Here is an 18520-nt window from a genome sequence, read left to right as displayed (position 1 = left end):
AAGTAAAATTTACTTTGGGAATTAATTTTCTTGCAAGATTTTAGCTAAATCTTTAGCGCCTTTTAAATCCACTTTGCCAGAACCTAAAAGCGGAATTTGTTCTACTTTAAAATATTTACTTGGTTTAAAAATAGCAGGCATAGTAGAGTTTTTAATCGCTTCGCAAATTCCTTCAAAATCTTGCTCTTGGCATTCTACTAATAAGCATACCATTTCACCTTTTTTATCATCATCTAGTGCAACTGCGCAAAATTTTACTACATCTGTATTGATAAATTTAGCAATTTCTTCTTCTAAAGCTCCTAAAGATATCATCTCACCACCAATTTTTGCAAAACGAGAATAACGATCTACTATATATAAAAAGCCATCCTCATCTACATGGCCTTTATCGCCGGTATTATACCAGCGTATGCCATCGATTTCTTTGATAACTTCATCGGTTTTTTCTTTATTGTTTAAATAACCCACCATAACCTGATGGCCACCAATGAGTATTAATCCATCTTCTCCATGATTTAAACTTTCATAAGTAGATGGATCTACTATGCGTATAGCACTTCCTGGTAAAGGCATACCTACACTACCTTCTTTATTTGCACGGTGTAAAATCCAATAGTCAGGATCAAATTTATTCGGTAAATTCACACTTGCAACCGGAGTGGTTTCAGTGGCTCCATAACCTTCAAAAATAGGTTTTTTAAATTTCATTTCAAAGGCAGTTCTTACTTCGCTTTTGAGTTTTTCAGCACCTGAAACAATAATCCTTAAGCTTTCAAACATAATCGCATCAAGTTTTTTATTTCTTACATAAATACCTAAAAAAGTTGAAGTAGCACACATAATGCTAACATTGTTTTTTACTATAGCTTTTGCTACACCTAGTGCATCTGTTGGATCAGCATGTGTTATGCTTTTAATCCCTTCTAATAAAGGCATAAAAGTAGTTACAGTTAATCCAAAAGCATGAAAAGGTGGCAAAGAAGATAAGACAACATCTTCATTTTTTGCACATAATACATCTGAAATTTGGGCTATATTGCTTAAAATATTGCGATTATTTAGCATTACTCCTTTAGGTGTTCCCTCGCTACCACTACTAAATAATATAGCAGCTATGGCAAGGTTTTGTTTATTAGATGCAAATAATGCTTTTATTAAACAAGTAGGTAAGATACTTACTAAAGCAAGCATAGAAAAGATTTTGAGTTTTTGTCTTTTAAAGTTTGCGATAATATCTTCCATAAAAATAATTCTAACATGCTCTTCAAATTCTAGTTTTATGCCTTTATTTTCTAATTTTTCCATAAATTTTCTAGAAGTATAAATTTGTTGAATTTGAGAGCTTTGAATGGCTTGATTTATTGCTTTTACACCTGCTGTGAAATTTAAATTTACCACGATTTTATTTGCAAGTAATACAGCTAGATTACAAAGAGAGCTAGCCATGGAAGCAGGGAGCAAAATTCCTATACATTCTTCTTTTGGAGCATAGCTTCCTTGGGTAGGTTGTATATTTAACTCATGTGATGTATTTTTTATAAAAGAGCTAAAAACTAAACTTAAAGCAAGCATTTTTCTATAAGTAATACCACCTATTAAAGGATCAACAATAGCTATTTGACTTAAATTTCTTTTAGCACTATCTATCCAAGCTCTAGCTATAGTATGCATACTTTCACATTGAGATTTCCAAGCAATAAATGAAAGTTCAAAAACCTTTGCTTTAACCACTTCTTTTTTAGTGTGTATTGGCAAGCTTTTTCCAAAAGCAATAGCGATTTTTCTTTTGCTTATTTTGCGGTTTCTTGCTGAAAATTCTTCATCACTTCTTGAAAAAGCACTTCCCCAAAGTCCTCTAGTATAAAAAGGTAAAATCACTCCATCTTGTTCTTCTAATTTTGAGCAAACTAACTCAAATCCACCTTTAAATTCATTAAGCTGTCCATGGCGTGAAAGCACTCCTTCTGGGAAAAGGCAAACTAAATTTCCATTTTTAATATGCATAGCAATAAGCTCTAAGCTTGATTTGCTAGAAGCACTTGAAACAGGAATAACTCCAAATTTATCAAGAAAAATTCTAATATACCACTTAGAATAAATGCTTTTTTCCATAACAAAATAAATTTTTCTTGGTATAGCCATTTGCACAATAGCCCAATCTATAAAAGATATATGATTGCCAAGTAATAACGCTCCACCTTTTTCAGGAATATTCTCAAAACCTTCTACCAATAAACGGTAGCGTTGAAAAAACGCTATACTCATTAATAAACGCACTAAAGAAAAAGGCAATTTGCTTAGCATATAAACGCTTCCAAAAAATGCCACAGCGATGATAAAATAAAACAAATTTATCACTTCAATTTTAGCATAAGCAGCAAAAGTAGCTAGTGTTAAAAAGCCTAACATAAAAAAATTTTGTATGAAATTATTTCCTGCTAAGACTTTTCCTAATTCATTTTCTTTTGCATGAAATTGTATTAGAGAGTTTAAAGGTATGATAAAAAATGCTCCGCTTAAACCAAAAATAAAAAACACTACACTATAACTTAGTAAGTTTTCTAAAAATGGCATTAAAATGCTCATTAGAAAAATCCCTAAAGCACCTAGTGGTATAAGACCTAATTCGATGTAATTTTTAGAAAACTTACCACTAATAAGCGATCCTATAATCACTCCTATACCAGAAAAAGCTAAAGAGCATTGTACATAAAAGGTATTTTCTATGAAAAGATCATTTTTTGCATATACAGGAAAACTCACTAAATAAAGTTGTGATATGGCCCAAAAAAGTGAAATTCCTATAATACAAAGCCAAATAATTTTATGAGAAAATATTGTTTTTAAATTAGAGGTTAAAAGCTTTCCTTGTAAATATTGTTTTTTATCAAAACTTAAATTTTTATCTTCTTCTTTTAAGCTAGGAAGTTTATAAGCTAAAAAAAGTTCTAATAAAGCAAAAGCTATTAATACAAAACCCAAAGGTGCAATTTGTGTTAAAATATCCGAAGGAGTGTTAAAATTTGACTCAAAAAGCATTTCAAAGCTTAGAGAAAATACTGCCATACCGGCTAAAATAGCCACAATACTTACTGCATTAACAGCTCCATTTCCCATAGCTAAAAGCTCTTTTCCTACTAATTCTTTTATAAAGCCATATTTTGCAGGAGAGTATAAGGCAGATTGCACTCCCATGATAAAAGTCATTGTAAATGCAAGCCAAAATGCTCCAAGATAATAACACAAACAAATAATACAAGTTAATATTACTGAAAATAATGCAGATATTTTCATGATTTTATTTTTAGGAAATTTATCCGCTAAAAATCCAGATGGTGAAAGCATAAGAATAAAAGGCAAAAGCATTAAAGCATTGACAATAGCAGTTAGAAAAAGTTGGGTGCTATCTTCATAAAATTTATAAATGGTATTTTGTATGATGATTTTATGTCCTAAATCCACAAAAGCGTTAATAAAAGCTACTGCTAAAAATGGCAATACGCCAAAAATCTTTAAAAAATTTCCTTGCATTTAAAACTCCATTTTATTTTAAAAATATTATTTTATTATATAAAATTTAAATGGAGTTTTGATATTTGATTAATCTTTAAATTCTACCACTTCATTAAATGCAAAACGAGCTTTTTCTGTACTAGAATTTTTTTGGGCATGTCCTAGAGCAATAAGCATAGATACTCTTTGTTTGGTAGTGTCTAAATTTAAATATTGATTGATTTTATCTTTATCAAAGCCACCGATAATACACGAACCTAAATTTAAACTATAAGCAGCATTGATAATATTTGCAATAGCAAGATGACTTTGCTCTTTTGCATAAATAAAACTTTGTTCTAAATCCATTGCGTCTAAAAATGGCTTATAGGTTTGCAAGCGTTTGTTTAATTCTTCTTGGCTTAAACCACGCTTTTTTAGTTTTTCTTCAAAATAATCTTTAAAATCAGCTCTTGAGATCACAACAATAATAGCAGCACAATTTGCTACATGATTTTGATTGTTAGCTATTTTGGCAATTTCTTTTTTATGTTCATCTTTTTGAAAAACCAAGAATTTCCAAGGTTCAAGCCCTAAAGAACTAGGAGATAATCTAGCACATTCTAAGATATATTCTAAGTTCTCTCTAGAAATTTTTTCTTGAGTATATGCTCTAATGGAAGAGCGATTTTGCATTAAATTTAAATAATCTTGCATATAATTTCCTTATTTTTAGTTTAATTTATCTTATACCTTATAAGCTTTAAAATTGTTAAAATTATATTTTATTGCTACAATTTTATTTTTACTTCACACAAATGTTTTATTATGCGGTTTTTAAAGGATTAAAATGAAAAAAATAATTTATTTGAGCATATTTTTGATTATACTTATTATAGGGGTGTATTTTTACTTTTTTGCAAATAAGGAAGAATATAATTATCTAGCTTATGAGGTTAAAAAACAAGACATTACTCAAAGCATAGAAGCAATAGGTGAAGTTTATGCAAAAACCCAAGTTGATGTTGGTGCACAAGTTAGTGGGCAAATTACTAAACTATATGTAAAATTGGGCGATCGTGTTAATGAGGGTGATTTAATCGCACAAATTGATAAAGATAAACAACAAAATGATTTAGATATTACCAAAGCTAGACTTGAAAGTGCAAAGGCAAATTTAGAAAGTAAAAAAATTGCTCTTGATATAGCTACTAAACAATACCAAAGAGAGCAAAAGCTTTATGCTAAAAAGGCTACCTCTTTAGAAAATCTTGAAAATCTTAAAAATACTTTTTATGCCTTAAGAGCAAATGTGGCTGATTTAAAAGCTCAAACTACTCAACTTGAAATTTCTTTAAAAAATGCTCAAAAAGATTTAGCTTATACTACTATAACTGCACCTAGTAAGGGTGAGATTATCAATGTAGCAGTTGAAGAGGGGCAAACTGTAAATGCAAACCAAAATACACCAAGTATAGTGCGCTTGGCTGATTTAAGTGAAATGGAAATTCGTATGCAAATAGCTGAAGCTGATATTAATAAAATTAGTGTTGGAAAAAAGGTAAAATTTAGCATTTTAAATGAGCCTGATAAAAAATATGAAGCAACTATTTCAAGTATAGATCCAGCAAATACTACCATAAGTGATGCAACAAGCAATACAAATTTAAACTCAAACTCAAGTACTAGCACTAGCGCTGTGTATTATTATGCAAGGGTTTTTGTAAAAAATGATAATAATTTTTTACGCATAGGTATGAGTACAGAAAATGAAATTGCTATTAAAACAGAAAATAATACTTTAGTTATACCAACTTTAGCTATAAAAAGCGATACAAGTGGTTATTATGTAGAAATTTTAAAAGCCAATAATATAAGTGTAAAAACACCTGTTAAATTAGGTATCAAAGATAGTTTAAATACTCAAATTTTAGATGGTATTAATGAGGGTGATTTAGTTATCATAGGTAAAAATAAAAAATGATACGCTTAGAAAATATACAAAAAAAGATTAATAATACAACTATTTTAGAAAATATTAATCTTTATATTCAAAAGGGAGAATTTGTAGCCATTATAGGACAATCAGGAAGTGGTAAAACCTCTCTTTTAAATATTATAGGCACACTTGATGAACCAAGTAGTGGAAAATATTTTTTAGATGCATATGAAGTAACTAATTTAAGCAAAGATGAAAAAGCAAGAATTAGACGCGAAAAAATTGGTTTTATATTCCAAAGATATAATTTGCTTAGTCTTTTAAATGCTAAAGATAATGTAGCCTTACCTGCTGTTTATGCAGGTAAAAACAAACAAGAAAGATCACAAAAGGCTAAAGAATTACTTTCTTTTTTAGAGCTTGATCATAAAGAACTTTCTAAGCCAAATGAACTAAGTGGTGGGCAACAGCAAAGAGTTTCCATAGCAAGAGCTTTGATGAATGGTGGTGAGCTTATTTTAGCAGATGAGCCAACGGGTGCGCTTGATTCTAAAAGCGGTAAGATAGTTTTAGAAATTTTAAATAAACTAAATGAGCAAGGACACACCGTAGTTTTAGTCACTCATGATAGAGAAATAGCTGCTAGAGCAAAAAGAGTTATAGAAATTAAAGATGGTAAGATTATAAGTGATAATGGTGTAAAAAAAGCAGATGAAATGAAAACTAAGTTAATGCCAAAAGAGAAAAAAAGCTTTAATTTGCTTAAAAATCAGCTTTTTGAAAGTTTGAAAATGTCTATAACTTCCATTGTAGCACATAAACTACGCTCTTTGCTTACTATGCTTGGTATTATTATAGGCATAGCTTCAGTAGTTTGCGTGGTTGCTTTAGGGCTTGGAGCCCAACAAAACATACTTGCCTCTATTAGCTCTATTGGGACTAATACCATAGAAGTTGTTTCAGGGCGTGGTTTGGGAGATATTCGATCAGGTAGAACAAGGCTTAATTTAAGTGATTTAAAAACCTTAAGCTCTTTGCCTTATTTAGAAGCAGTAGAAGCAGATGTGGGTAAAATAGGGGTGGTAACTTATAAGAATAATTCTTTACAAGCTAGAATTTATGGAGTAGGACCAAATCATCTAAGACTTAGAGGTTTTGTGATGGTAGATGGTAGGTTTATTAATAATGAAGATATAAAAGATAATACTAATATTTGCATTATAGATGAAAATGCTTTGAGAATTTTATTTGATAATATCAGCGTTAAAGATGTTTTAGGTAAAAGCGTGATTTTTAACAAGCAACCTTTAACTATAGTTGGTGTTTTAAAAAAAGAAAGAGATAATAAAGGCTTTAGAGCTGATGAAAATACCATTAAAATTTATACTCCTTATTCTACTTTGATGAATAAAATCACAGGAGATAAACAAATAAGAGCCATAGTAACTAAGGTAAAAGATGAGGTAAATCCTGCTTTGGCTGAAGAAGCTATGGTAAAAATTTTAGAGATTAAACGCGGAAAAAAAGATTTTTTTACTATAAATTCTGACGCGATTAAAAATGCCATTGAGGAAAATACTGCTACTTTGACTTTACTTATTTCTTCTATTGCAGTGGTATCTTTGATAGTAGGTGGTATTGGTGTGATGAATATCATGCTTGTTTCAGTAAGTGAGCGCACAAGAGAAATTGGAGTTAGAATGGCTATTGGAGCTAGAAAAGAAGATATTTTAATGCAGTTTTTAATCGAAGCTGTGTTGATTTGTTCTTTAGGGGCTATTTTTGGAGTAATGCTTTCTTTTATCATCATTGAAGTATTTAATTCTTTAAATTTTGGTTTTACGATGATACTTTCATTAAATTCGGTATTTTTAGGGCTTTTAAGTTCGGTTTTAATCGGAGTGGTTTTTGGATTTTTCCCAGCAAAAAATGCAGCAAATTTAAATCCTATTAGTGCTTTATCAAAGGAATGAGATGAGAATATTTTTATTATTTTTTATAACCTTTTTTTTAAATGCCTGCGTAGGAGTAAAATTAGAGCAAGTATCTCAAGAGCAAATAAAAAAAGAATATTTTGAAGATTTTAACGCAAGCAAGGCTTGGTGGGAAAAATATAACAATCAAGACTTAAATAATATCTTAAAAGCTATTATTGATAATAATAAAGACTTAAATATAGCAAGGGTTAATTTTTTAAGTACTTTGGCTAGATATAAGCTTTTAAATTTAGATCTTTATCCTACTTTGAGTGGAAATTTTGGTGCAAATATAAGAAAAAATTTAAACAATGGCACAAAAACACATAGTTTTTCAAATGGCATTATGTTAAATTATGAGCTTGATATATATGGCAAAATTTCAGATCAAGTTGCTAATTCTGAATTTTTAGCAAAAGCAAGTGAGTATGAGTTACGCTCTTTAGAGCTTGATACGATTAATTTAGCGATAAATAGTATTTTTGAATTTATTTATTTCAATGATGTAGATCATTTATTAAACAAACATTTAAAAAATCTAGAGCAAATGCTAGAAATTTATACTACTAAACTTAATTATGGAAAAGTTGAATATATAGATCTTTTAAATATTAAAAAATCTTTATTAAACACTAAACAAAATATCATTACAAATTTGCAAAATAAAGACTTAACTCTTAAAAATATAAAAGACTTACTGGGTAAAGATGATGAGCATTTGATTAATAAAATGCTAAATTATACTCTTGAAGATTTTTCTTTGCAAAAAATTAATTTTGATATAGAATTAAAAATGCTTGCTTATAGACCACAAGTTCAAGCAAAACTAAATCAACTTATGGCTTCTTACAAGGATTATACAAGTGTGCAAAAAAGTATTTTACCTAGCATAAAAATATTGGGAAATTTAGATGGGAATGATAAGAATATTGATGAGAGTTTTAAATTTTTAATTTTAGGAGGCAATGTCGCCATTGACTTACCATTTTTGGACTTTTATAGAGTAAAACAAAATGTAAAAATTTCTGAATTAGCATATCAAGCTCGTTTGGTTGAATATAAAGATGTATTACAAAGAACTATCCATGAATTTAATTTTTGTTATGAAAATGACAAGTATTATAATGATTTGTTAAAATTAGTAAAAGATATTAATGTTAATCAAGAAAAAATTACACAGCTATATTTAGAAAAATATGAATTAGGTCGCAGTGAACTAAAAGATTATCTTGATGCGGATGCTTTGCTTATTAATTCATTCCAAGAGCTTAGCAGAGCAAAGCTATCTTTGCTTAAAAATATTAATTTGTATCATAATATTGTTTTAATTTCAGAGTAAAAAAGACTAAAAGTGTTTCATTTTGTAATATTATAAGAAAAGAGTGTTGTTTATTTGCGTTGTTTTAAAGTCATTTAGAATACAATTGATAAATAAATCAAACAAAGGAGAATTATGAAATTTGATTTTTATGCAACGCTAGTTACTATGGTTATAGTATTGCTTTTAGGCGTATTTGTCATTAAAAGGGTAAAATTTCTTCGTGATTATAATATCCCTGAGCCAGTTGTTGGTGGTGGGATTGCTGCGATTATTCTTTTGATCTTACATAGTTTCTTCTCATTGGATATTAAATTTGATGAATCTATGAAAGATCCTTTAATGCTTGCATTTTTTTCAAGTATTGGTTTGTTAGCTGATTTTGCTTCTTTAAAAAAGGGTGGAAGAAAATTAGCAATTTTTTTAGTTGTTGTTGTTGGCTTGCTTTTTGCACAAAATATAGTTGGCATAGGTGTGGCAAGTGTTATGGGACAAAATCCACTAATGGGACTTATAGCAGGTTCTGTTACAATGAGTGGCGGTCATGGAACAGGTGCAGCATGGGCAGCTGAATTTATTAAAGAACCTTATTTTTACTCTAGTGCAACTACTGTTGCTATTGCTTGTGCTACTTTTGGGCTTATTTCAGGTGGTATCATAGGTGGGCCTGTTGCAAGATATTTAGTCAATAAATATAAGTTAGTAGTTCCAAAGCAAAATGATGATAAAGATGCGATTTTAAATTTCCAGTCTCCAGAAAAAGAAAGACTAATCACACCTTCTTCTTTTATAGAATCTTTGGCATTAATTGCTTTATGTTTATTAATAGGTAGTGCTTTGTCTACTTATATTAAAACAAATACAGGTTTTACTTTACCAACTTTTGTGTATTGTCTTTTTGTAGGTGTGGTTTTAAGAAATGTTTTATCAGCTACAAAAATTCATCATGTATTTGATAGAGAAGTATCAGTTTTAGGTAATGTAAGCTTGTCTTTATTTTTAGCTTTAGCTCTAATGACTATTAATCTTTGGGATTTAGTAACTCTTGCACTACCGATGTTGGTAATTTTAGCTGTTCAGGTTGCTATGATGGCTGCTTATGCTATATTTATCACTTTTAGGGTATGTGGAAAAGATTATGACGCAGCAGTTTTAGCAGCAGGACATTGTGGTTTTGGTTTGGGCGCTACTCCAACAGCTATGGTAAATATGCAAACTGTAACAAATCACTATGGTATGAGCCATATGGCATTTATTATTGTACCTTTAGTGGGTGCGTTTTTCATAGATATAGTAAATGCTTTAGTGATCAATGCTTTCTTGTATCTACCATTCTTTCATTAAAATCATCTAGCACTAAATTGGTGCTAGATTAAATTTTCTTATCTTTACTTTTGCATAAATGATTTAAAAAGCACTCTTTGCATAAAGGATTTTTAGCTTTACATGTATAACGCCCAAAAAGCACCATAGCTTGATGAAGATAGTTTAGATTATCTTTAAAAATTTTAGTTAAGTCTTTTTCGGTTTCTTCGGGAGTTTTGGCTTTGCTAAGATTAAGTCTATGCGAAACTCTAAATACATGGGTATCTACAGCCATGCAATTAGCCCCGCACCATTCTATCATCACTACATGTGCAGTTTTTTGTCCTACACCTGCTAGAGTTTTCAAATCTTGCTCGTCCATTGGAATTTCACCATTAAATTGCTCGCAAACTGCTTGAGCCATTTTGATTAAATTTTGTGCTTTATTATTATAAAATGAGCAAGAATTAATCAAAAGTTTTAAAGAAGATAAATTTGCCTTAGCTAAATCTTGCACACTAGGGTAAGCTTTAAATAAAGCAGGTGTGATGAGATTAACCCTTTTATCGGTACATTGAGCTGAAAGCATAACACAAACTATAAGTTCATAAGCATTACTAAAAACTAATTCTGTTTTTGCTTGTCCAAAATGTTTTAAAAATAATTCTTTAATTTCTAAATTTCTTTTCATAAACTTATTGTATGTTAATCGGCTTTAAATAAAGTTTAGATATAATAAAATCAACAAAACTATTTCAAAGGAAAAACAATGAAAAAAATTTCTTTAGTTGCTGCGGCTTTATTAACAGGTTTGAGTTTAAATGCTGCGGTGGTTGCAACCCTTGATGGAAACAATATTAGCGATACAGAAGTAAATGAGTTTTTTGCTCCTATGTTAAGAGGTGCTAAAATCACTGACTTACCAGCTGAACAAAAAAAAGCAATCATTGATCAATATATCATCCAACAACTTGTATTAAAAGACGCTAAAGCTCAAAAAATAGAAAATGATCCTTCATATAAAGAAGAATTAGAGCGTGCTAAAGAAGCTATCATGGTAAATATCTATCAAAAGAAAATTTTTGATTCTATCAAAAATGACGATGCTAAGGCTAAAAAATACTATGAAGCAAATAAAGATAAATTTACTAAACCAGCTCAAGTAAAAGCTAAGCATATTTTGGTAACTAGTGAAAAAGAAGCTAAAGATATTATTGCTGAGCTTGGTAAGTTAAGCGGAAAAGCTTTAAATGATAAATTTGCTCAACTTGCAAAAGAAAAATCAATCGACAAAGGTTCTTCGGCTCAAGGTGGTGATCTTGGATGGTTTGCTGAATCAACTATGGTAAAACCATTTGCTGATGCAGCTTTTTCTATGAAAAAAGGTACTATTTCTAAAACACCAGTAAAAAGTGATTTTGGATATCATATTATTTTAAAAGAAGATGCTAGAGCGAAAAGTACTATGAGTTATAATGAAGTAAAAGCAGGTATTGAAAGCAATATCAAAATGGAAGAATTTAAAGAACTTATGAATAAAAAAGCTCAAGAGCTTCGTCAAAAAGCAAAAGTGGAATATAAATAATGGGTGTATTAGATCTTGTCAAACCAGGTGTTTTAAGTGGCGATGATCTAAATACCGTATATAATTATGCAAAAAAAGAAGGATTTGCTATCCCTGCGGTAAATGTCGTGGGGACAAATTCTATTAATGCGGTTTTAGAAAGTGCTAAAAAAGTTAATTCACCTGTGATTATTCAATTTTCAAATGGTGGAGCTAAATTTGTAGCAGGAAAAGCTTGTCCAAAAGCTGATGTGCTTGGTGCTATAAGTGGTGCAAGACATGTACATTTAATGGCAAAAGCTTATGGAGTTCCAGTAATTTTACACACAGATCATGCTGCTAGAAAATTACTTCCTTGGATTGATGCTTTGATTGAAGCAAATATTGAGTTTAAAAAAGAAACAGGTAAGCCTTTGTTTAGCTCTCATATGATTGATTTAAGTGAAGAGGATTTAGAAAGTAATCTAGGCACTTGTGAGAATTATTTAAAACAAATGTCTGAGCTTGGAATTTCTTTAGAGCTTGAGCTAGGATGTACGGGTGGTGAAGAAGATGGAGTGGATAATACTAATATTGATAATGCAAAATTATACACTCAGCCTGAAGATGTAGCATTAGCTTATGAGAGACTTTCTAAAATTAGTGATAGATTTTCAATTGCAGCTAGTTTTGGTAATGTACATGGAGTATATAAACCAGGAAATGTGATTTTAAGACCTGAAATTCTTAAAAACTCTCAAAATTATGTAAAAGAAAAATTCAATCTTGGTGAAGATAAACCAATCAATTTTGTTTTCCATGGTGGCAGTGGTAGCGATATAGAGGATATCAAAGCAGCACTTAGCTATGGTGTAATTAAGATGAATATTGATACAGATACACAATGGGCTTTTTGGGATGGTGTTAGAGAGTATGAGCTTAAAAATAAAGCTTATTTGCAAGGCCAAATTGGTAATCCAGATGGAGAAGATAAGCCAAATAAAAAATATTATGATCCAAGAGTATGGCTTAGAGCGGGCGAAGAGAGTATGATCAAACGCTTAGAGTGCGCTTTTAGCGATTTAAATTGTATCGATAGAAACTAAGAGTTTTATAACTCTTAGTTGATTTTCCTGTGAAGATTTTAAATTTTTAGAGTAAAATTAACAAAGGTTTATAAAATGGAAGTTAAAACAACTGATGATTTTTCTGATCTTGTATTACCTGAAGGAAAAGGTAGTACAGGAATTGTTGCTTATTTAAAGATTATTTTTATCCCTGCTATATTGTATATTTTAGTGCTTTTAGGGTATTTTGGAAAGATTGATTTTAAAGTAGAATTACATAGTGTTGTAATGATAGGGATTATCTTTTTAGTAGCTTTGATCTTTGCTAGACATAGTGCTGATTATGCTTCAAGTATTTTTGAGCAACAAAAAGATGAGTTTAAGCTGATATTAAAACGCTATATTATGAAGCATTTTTTAGTTATAGGTAAAGAAACAAAGTCAAATGCTAGCTTTGATGATTTTGCATATGCTTATGTGAAAGATTTGAGAAATGAAAATTTTGCTTCTGTGGGTGCAGCTATTTTTCCTATGCTTGGTATTTTAGGAACTTTTATAAGTATAGCCATGTCTATGCCAAATTTTAATTCAAGCGACACAGCAGGCTTAGAACAAGAGATTTCAGTTTTATTAAATGGAGTAGGAACAGCCTTTTATGTATCAATTTATGGAATTTTCTTAGCACTTTGGTGGATATTTTTTGAAAAATACGGTAGTAGTAAATTCCAAAAACTTCTAAATCGTCAAAAAAACGCAACAAGCGATTTTTTTTGGTCTAAAGAAGAAATTGATAGAAAATACCTTCAAGAAAGTTTGCAACATTTTGAAAAAATAGGCACGATTTTTGAACATGTAAGCAATGAGGAATTTTTTAAAGAACTAGATAATACAATAGATAGAAAATTCAAAGTTTTTCAAGAACTTGTAAATGCTGAAGAAAAAGCTGTAAGATTAAGCAGTGAGCATGTAAAACAAACTATGAGTGATTTATCTAAAACCCAAAGAGAGCAAAAAGATATAGTTAAAACTTATAGCGAGATTGCAAATGCGGTAAATATGTTAAATTCAAACATAAAAGATCTAACTTTAAGAATTTCAGAGCAATATAATAGACTTTTAGATGTGAGTTCAGATAAGATTGTGCATTTAGATAAAAGTGTGAGTGCTTTAGATGAAAAGGTAAATAATTTTTCAAATAATATTGAAAAATATCAAAATCTTATGCTTGATAATCAAACTAAGCTTTTTGAAGGCTTTAGGGCAAGTATTATAGAGGGTATGCATACTTTTAAAGAAGCTTATGAAGATGAAAAAAATATTGACGAAAAAATTTCACTAATGCAAGAATTTAAAGAAGAAAGCAAAGAATTAGATGAGCAAACTACACAAGTTATTGCAAAGCTTGAAAATCAAAAAGAAGATGAAAAAATAGATGATAAAAAATAATTCTAGCAATGAAGAAAATAATTTTTGGATAGCTTATGCAGATTTAATGGCGGGCTTGCTTTTTATATTTATTTTGCTTATTGGAGCTATAGTTGTTAAGTATGTTTTAACTCAAAGTGATTTACAAATCATAAAAGAAAATTTGCAAAAACAAGAAGAACGCTTAAGAGAGAATAAAGAAGAATTAAATCAAAAAGAAGATATTTTAAAAAGTCTTAGCCAAAAATTAAGTAATACCTCAAGTACGCTTGATAATATCAGCAAACAAAAACAAGCTTTAGAAGCTAATATTACTAAACTTAATCAAGATTTAAATTCAAGTTTAGATGAAAAAGATCAGCAAATTTTTGCTTTACTTGAAAGATTAAATAAAAAAGATGAGGAAATCAAAGAATTAGAGCGTAATTTTGATGAGGCGAAAAGCAAAATCAAAGAACTAGGATTAATCAAAGAAAATACCATCAAAAATCTTCAAGCAAAATTTGATACTAATATTACCTTAGATTCTAATACAGGTGCGATAGTTTTACCTTCTGAAGTGCTTTTTGATACAAATTCTTTTACTCTAAAAGCTCAAGCAAAAGAGAATTTAAAGGCAATTTTAACACAGTATTTTGACAATATCTTAAAAGATGAAAATATCTTAAATAGTATAGAAAATATAGTCATAGAAGGTCACACAGATAGTGCAGGCTCTTATATATATAATCTTGATTTATCACAAAAAAGAGCTTATGCTGTGATGAGTTTTATACACTCATTTTACAAAGATCCAAGATTGCAAAAACTTTTAATGGCAAGTGGTAGATCTTATTCTGATGTGATTATGAAAGATGGTAAAGAAGACAAAGAGGCAAGTCGTAGAATAGAGATTAAGTTTAATATCAATACAAATAATGCTTTAGAAAAGGTTGAAAAATACCTTGATAGCAAGTAGAATTGATGTTTTAAAATACAAAGATTTTGAATTTTTACTCAAAAGAGATGATTTACTAGGTTATATTAATGGAAATAAGGCTAGAAAACTAGCCTTTTTTGAAAAAAATAAACATTTATTTAAAAAAGGACAAAGATTTATTTCTTTTGGCTCCTCTCAAAGTAATGCTTTAGTTGCTTTAGCTAAGTTTTGTTACGAAAATGATTTTTTGCTCATTTTTGTTTGTGAAAAAATGAGTTCTTTTTTAAAAGAAAATCCCCATGGAAATTTAGAATTTGCATTAAAATACAATGTGAAGTTGATAGAAAATATAAATTATCCCACAAGAAGACTGCAAGCTTTAGCCTTGAAAAAAGATGATGATATTTTTATAGAAGAGGGTGTGGCTATAAAAGAAGCTGAATTTGGATACCAACAACTAGCCTTAGAGCTTAGTGAGCAGTTAAATGAAAATGTAAGTATTTTTTTACCTTCAGGTACAGGAACTTCTGCGGCTTTTTTGGCTAAACATAGTAAATTTAAAGTTTTTACATGTGCTTGTGTGGGCGATAGTGCATATTTAAAAGAGCAAATTTTAAGCTTAGAGCCAAATTATGATTTTGGTAATTTAACCATATTAAATTCACCTAAAAAATATCATTTTGCTAAGCCTTATTTAGAATTTTATGAGCTTTATAAGGATTTAAAAAAAGAATGTGGAGTGGAGTTTGATTTGCTTTATGATATGGTGGGTTTTAAAACTTTATTAGCTCATAAAGAGCAATTTGGTAGAAAAATCTTATATATCCATCAAGGAGGCCTTGAAGGAAATATAAGCATGTTAAAGCGTTATGAGTATAAATTAAAAAATTCCAAAATAAAAAATCACTAAGATAATCAAAGGTATAATAAATTTAACATAATAATACCATAATTTAAAAATACTTCCTTTTAGGGTATTTTGATTGGAAAGTTCATAAATAGCATCTTTTTTAAGCACCCAACCTACATAAATACAACAAAAAAATGCGGTTAAAACAAAGAATATATTTCCACTAATAAAATCAAAGCTATCAAAAATATTTTTTCCCTTGATGATAGTAATATCTCTTAAAGGACCATAGGTAAGTATACATGGTAAATTTCCCAAAACAAAAATACTTCCAAGTGTTAGATTGATAGCAGTATTTTTAGCTAGTTTAAATTTTTCCTCCAAAACACTAATGATTACTTGATAAATTGGCAAGCTTGTAGTAAGTGCAGCGATGATTAAAAGCAAAAAGAAAAACACACAAATTATACTTCCAAAAGGTATATGTGAAAATGCAACAGGTAAAGTTTTAAAAACCAAAGATGGCCCACTATCAGGGGTTAAACCTACGCTAAATAAAGCAGGGAAAATCATAAATCCAGCAAGCACTGCTATGAGGGTGTTTAAAATTCCTGTATAAACAGAAGTTTTGATTAAATTCTCATTTTTCTTAAGGTGAGATGATAAGGTTATCATTACACCAAAACCTAAAGATAGGGCAAAAAATACTTGTCCTAAAACATCTATAAACAATTTGGGAGTGATTTTAGAAAGATCAGGAGTAAGGTAAAATTTCACACCCTCGCTTGCTCCTTCAAGAGTTAAATTGCGCGCAACAACGACCAAAAGGCAGATAAACAAAAATGGCATAAGGTATTTTACTGATTTTTCTATGCCATCAATTACACCTTTTTTTAAGATAATCCAATTAATTATCACAAATATAGTAGTAAAAATTCCTATTAATAAAGGATTATTTTCTATAGTAGAGCTATAAAATTCGCTTGTATATTGAGCGTTAATGGGACTTGAAAGATTAAAATCACCTATGATGATTTTAAAAATATAAGCTAAAACCCATCCACCTATTACCATATAATAAGCCATGATTCCAAAACTTCCCAAAAGTCCCATATAGCCAACACCTTGCCAAGAATTAGATATTTTAACTCCATCGCTTGTTTTTCCGCCAAAAGCATCGACTGAATTTAGCATTCTGCGTCTTCCTATGACATTTTCGACCAAAATCACAGGAATTCCTATAAAAATCATAGCTATACAAAAGGCCAAAACATAAGCACCGCCTCCATTTTCACCCACTAAATATGGAAAACGCCAAGTGGCTCCAAAACCAATAGTCGCTCCTGCTACTGTAAGGATATAAGTTAGCGTATTGCTCCAAGTTTGTCTTTGCATGCTTTTTCCTTGCTAAATTTAAATAAAAAATATTTTAAGATAAAAAATAATACCATTATGCCAAATTTTTATTTATTTTTTTATCAAATTAAAGGAAAATCCATGCAAAAAAAGAAAATTTTGTTTTTAGGTGCAGGATATGCTACTTTATCGGCTATAAAAGCTTTACCTGATGAGTTTTTTGAAAAAGCACAAGTGAGTTTGGTTAATAACAATTCTTATCATTATCATACTATTTTACTACACAAAGTAGCTTCCAATGAAGATATTTATAGTTCAAAATATGATCTTTTGCCTTTATTAAATCCAAAAATAAACTTTATTCAAGATGAAGTTTTAAAAATTTCTAAAGACAAAGTTTTTACTAAAAATAATGAATTTGACTTTGATATTTTAGTATGTGGGCTTGGTTTTGCGAAGGAAACTTTTGGTATTAAAGGCATGCAAGAATATGCTTTGAGTATAGATAATTATGAAAATGCTTTAAAAATTAATGAAATAATATATGAGAAAATAAAAAATTATAAAACCACCCAAAATGAAGATGATTTAAAAATAGCAGTTTGTGGTGGGGGTTTAAGTGGGGTTGAATTTGTAGCTTCTTTAGCTAAAGAGCTTAAAATATTTTGTCAAAAAGAGCAAATTGCTTATGAGAAATTAGAACTCTCTATTATTGAAGCTATGGATCAAATTTTACCTATGTTTGATAAAAGTTTGGCTTTAAAAGCAAGGCAAAGGCTAGAAGCACTTGGTGTGAAAGTATATGAAAAATCTAAAATTATAGAATGTGAAAAAAATGGCATAAGGCTTGATGGGGGAGAATTTATTAAAGCTAATACTATCATTTGGACTGCAGGAGTTAGAGGTAATAGCGTTATAGAAAATAGCTCAGATTTTCCAAGCACAAGATCGCGTATAGAAGTAGATGTTTTTATGCATCCATTAAATGTTGAAAATTCATCAAAATACTTTTTTATAGGCGATAATAGTTTATTTAAAAACCCTAAAACTAACACTCCATATCCTCCAACAGCCCAGCTTGCATTAAGAGAAGGAGCTTATGTGGCTAAAGCTTTAATGGCTATGATTGATGAGAAAGATTTTAAGCAAGAATTTTCTTTTGTGAGTGGAAATACCGTTTGTTCAATAGGAAAAGATTATGCAGTTGGTACGGTTTTACATAAACCAATTAGTGGTCTTTTGGCAATAAAACTTAAAATTTTTATAGAAAAACTATGGCAATATCAGCTTGAAGGATTGAAAGGTTTTTTGAAATAAAATTAATTTT

General features: G+C 29.7%; 14 protein-coding genes. 10 read left to right on the top strand and 4 right to left on the bottom strand.

The genetic code is table 11. The annotated features are described in order from the left end of the window. Positions 1–21: 21 nt before the first annotated feature. Both L8T82_RS00915 and L8T82_RS00910 read right to left on the bottom strand, forming a co-directional pair. On the bottom strand, positions 22–3534 hold the full coding sequence (locus L8T82_RS00915; protein WP_263725678.1) for an acyl-[ACP]--phospholipid O-acyltransferase: 3513 nt from the start codon (positions 3532–3534) through the stop codon (positions 22–24). A gap of 69 nt (positions 3535–3603) precedes the next feature. Further along, a complete protein-coding gene (locus L8T82_RS00910) occupies positions 3604–4212 on the bottom strand; it encodes an NAD(P)H-dependent oxidoreductase (RefSeq protein WP_133318817.1) in 609 nt (202 codons plus the stop codon). Positions 4213–4345: 133 nt separating this feature from the next. On the opposite strand from L8T82_RS00910, the gene L8T82_RS00905 reads away from it, so the two are divergent. The 4 genes from L8T82_RS00905 to gltS all read left to right on the top strand — a co-directional run bounded on the left by L8T82_RS00905 (position 4346) and on the right by gltS (position 10072). Next, a complete protein-coding gene (locus L8T82_RS00905) occupies positions 4346–5479 on the top strand; it encodes an efflux RND transporter periplasmic adaptor subunit (protein ID WP_263725677.1) in 1134 nt (377 codons plus the stop codon). Further along, complete coding sequence (locus tag L8T82_RS00900; protein ID WP_263725676.1) at positions 5476–7407, top strand: ABC transporter permease; 1932 nt, start codon at positions 5476–5478, stop codon at positions 7405–7407. The genes L8T82_RS00905 and L8T82_RS00900 overlap by 4 nt, the downstream gene beginning before the upstream one ends. 1 nt (position 7408) lies before the next feature. Next, entirely contained in the window at positions 7409–8749 is a 1341-nt protein-coding gene (locus L8T82_RS00895; protein WP_263725675.1) for a TolC family protein, read from the top strand. Between the two features lie 114 nt (positions 8750–8863). Beyond that, positions 8864–10072: a sodium/glutamate symporter gene (gene gltS, locus L8T82_RS00890; protein WP_263725674.1), complete on the top strand. Its 1209-nt coding sequence runs from the start codon at positions 8864–8866 to the stop codon at positions 10070–10072. Positions 10073–10100: 28 nt separating this feature from the next. Here gltS and nth read toward each other — a convergent pair whose 3' ends face one another. Beyond that, positions 10101–10724 (bottom strand): endonuclease III, encoded by a 624-nt coding sequence (gene nth / locus L8T82_RS00885; protein ID WP_133318822.1) that lies wholly within the window; start codon positions 10722–10724, stop codon positions 10101–10103. Positions 10725–10802: 78 nt separating this feature from the next. On the opposite strand from nth, the gene L8T82_RS00880 reads away from it, so the two are divergent. The 5 genes from L8T82_RS00880 (at position 10803) to L8T82_RS00860 (ending at position 15897) form a co-directional block, all read left to right on the top strand. Continuing rightward, positions 10803–11618, top strand: coding sequence for a peptidylprolyl isomerase (locus L8T82_RS00880; protein WP_263725673.1), 816 nt, complete (start codon positions 10803–10805; stop codon positions 11616–11618). After that, complete coding sequence (fbaA, locus tag L8T82_RS00875) at positions 11618–12682, top strand: class II fructose-bisphosphate aldolase (RefSeq protein ID WP_133318824.1); 1065 nt, start codon at positions 11618–11620, stop codon at positions 12680–12682. The genes L8T82_RS00880 and fbaA overlap by 1 nt, the downstream gene beginning before the upstream one ends. Positions 12683–12757: 75 nt before the next feature. Continuing rightward, on the top strand, positions 12758–14089 hold the full coding sequence (locus tag L8T82_RS00870) for a MotA/TolQ/ExbB proton channel family protein (RefSeq protein ID WP_039626332.1): 1332 nt from the start codon (positions 12758–12760) through the stop codon (positions 14087–14089). Continuing rightward, positions 14076–15026 (top strand): OmpA family protein, encoded by a 951-nt coding sequence (locus L8T82_RS00865; protein ID WP_133318825.1) that lies wholly within the window; start codon positions 14076–14078, stop codon positions 15024–15026. Before L8T82_RS00870 ends, L8T82_RS00865 begins: the two co-directional genes overlap by 14 nt. Next, positions 15013–15897 carry a 1-aminocyclopropane-1-carboxylate deaminase/D-cysteine desulfhydrase gene (locus tag L8T82_RS00860; protein WP_263725672.1) on the top strand — a complete coding sequence of 295 codons (885 nt, stop codon included), beginning with the start codon at positions 15013–15015 and terminating at the stop codon, positions 15895–15897. The genes L8T82_RS00865 and L8T82_RS00860 overlap by 14 nt, the downstream gene beginning before the upstream one ends. Here the strand turns inward: L8T82_RS00860 and L8T82_RS00855 are convergent. Next, positions 15868–17232: a sodium-dependent transporter gene (locus tag L8T82_RS00855; protein ID WP_214126899.1), complete on the bottom strand. Its 1365-nt coding sequence runs from the start codon at positions 17230–17232 to the stop codon at positions 15868–15870. The two genes, L8T82_RS00860 and L8T82_RS00855, sit on opposite strands and share 30 nt — an antisense overlap. A gap of 102 nt (positions 17233–17334) precedes the next feature. Between L8T82_RS00855 and L8T82_RS00850 the strand changes: the two genes are divergently transcribed. Beyond that, a complete protein-coding gene (locus tag L8T82_RS00850) occupies positions 17335–18510 on the top strand; it encodes an NAD(P)/FAD-dependent oxidoreductase (RefSeq protein WP_263725670.1) in 1176 nt (391 codons plus the stop codon). The last annotated feature ends 10 nt before the right edge of the window (positions 18511–18520 follow it).

The sequence above is a fragment of the Campylobacter sp. IFREMER_LSEM_CL292 genome, assembly GCF_025771615.1.
GTDB classification, from domain to species: domain Bacteria; phylum Campylobacterota; class Campylobacteria; order Campylobacterales; family Campylobacteraceae; genus Campylobacter_D; species Campylobacter_D lari_D.
This window is presented reverse-complemented; position numbering and strand designations above follow the sequence as displayed.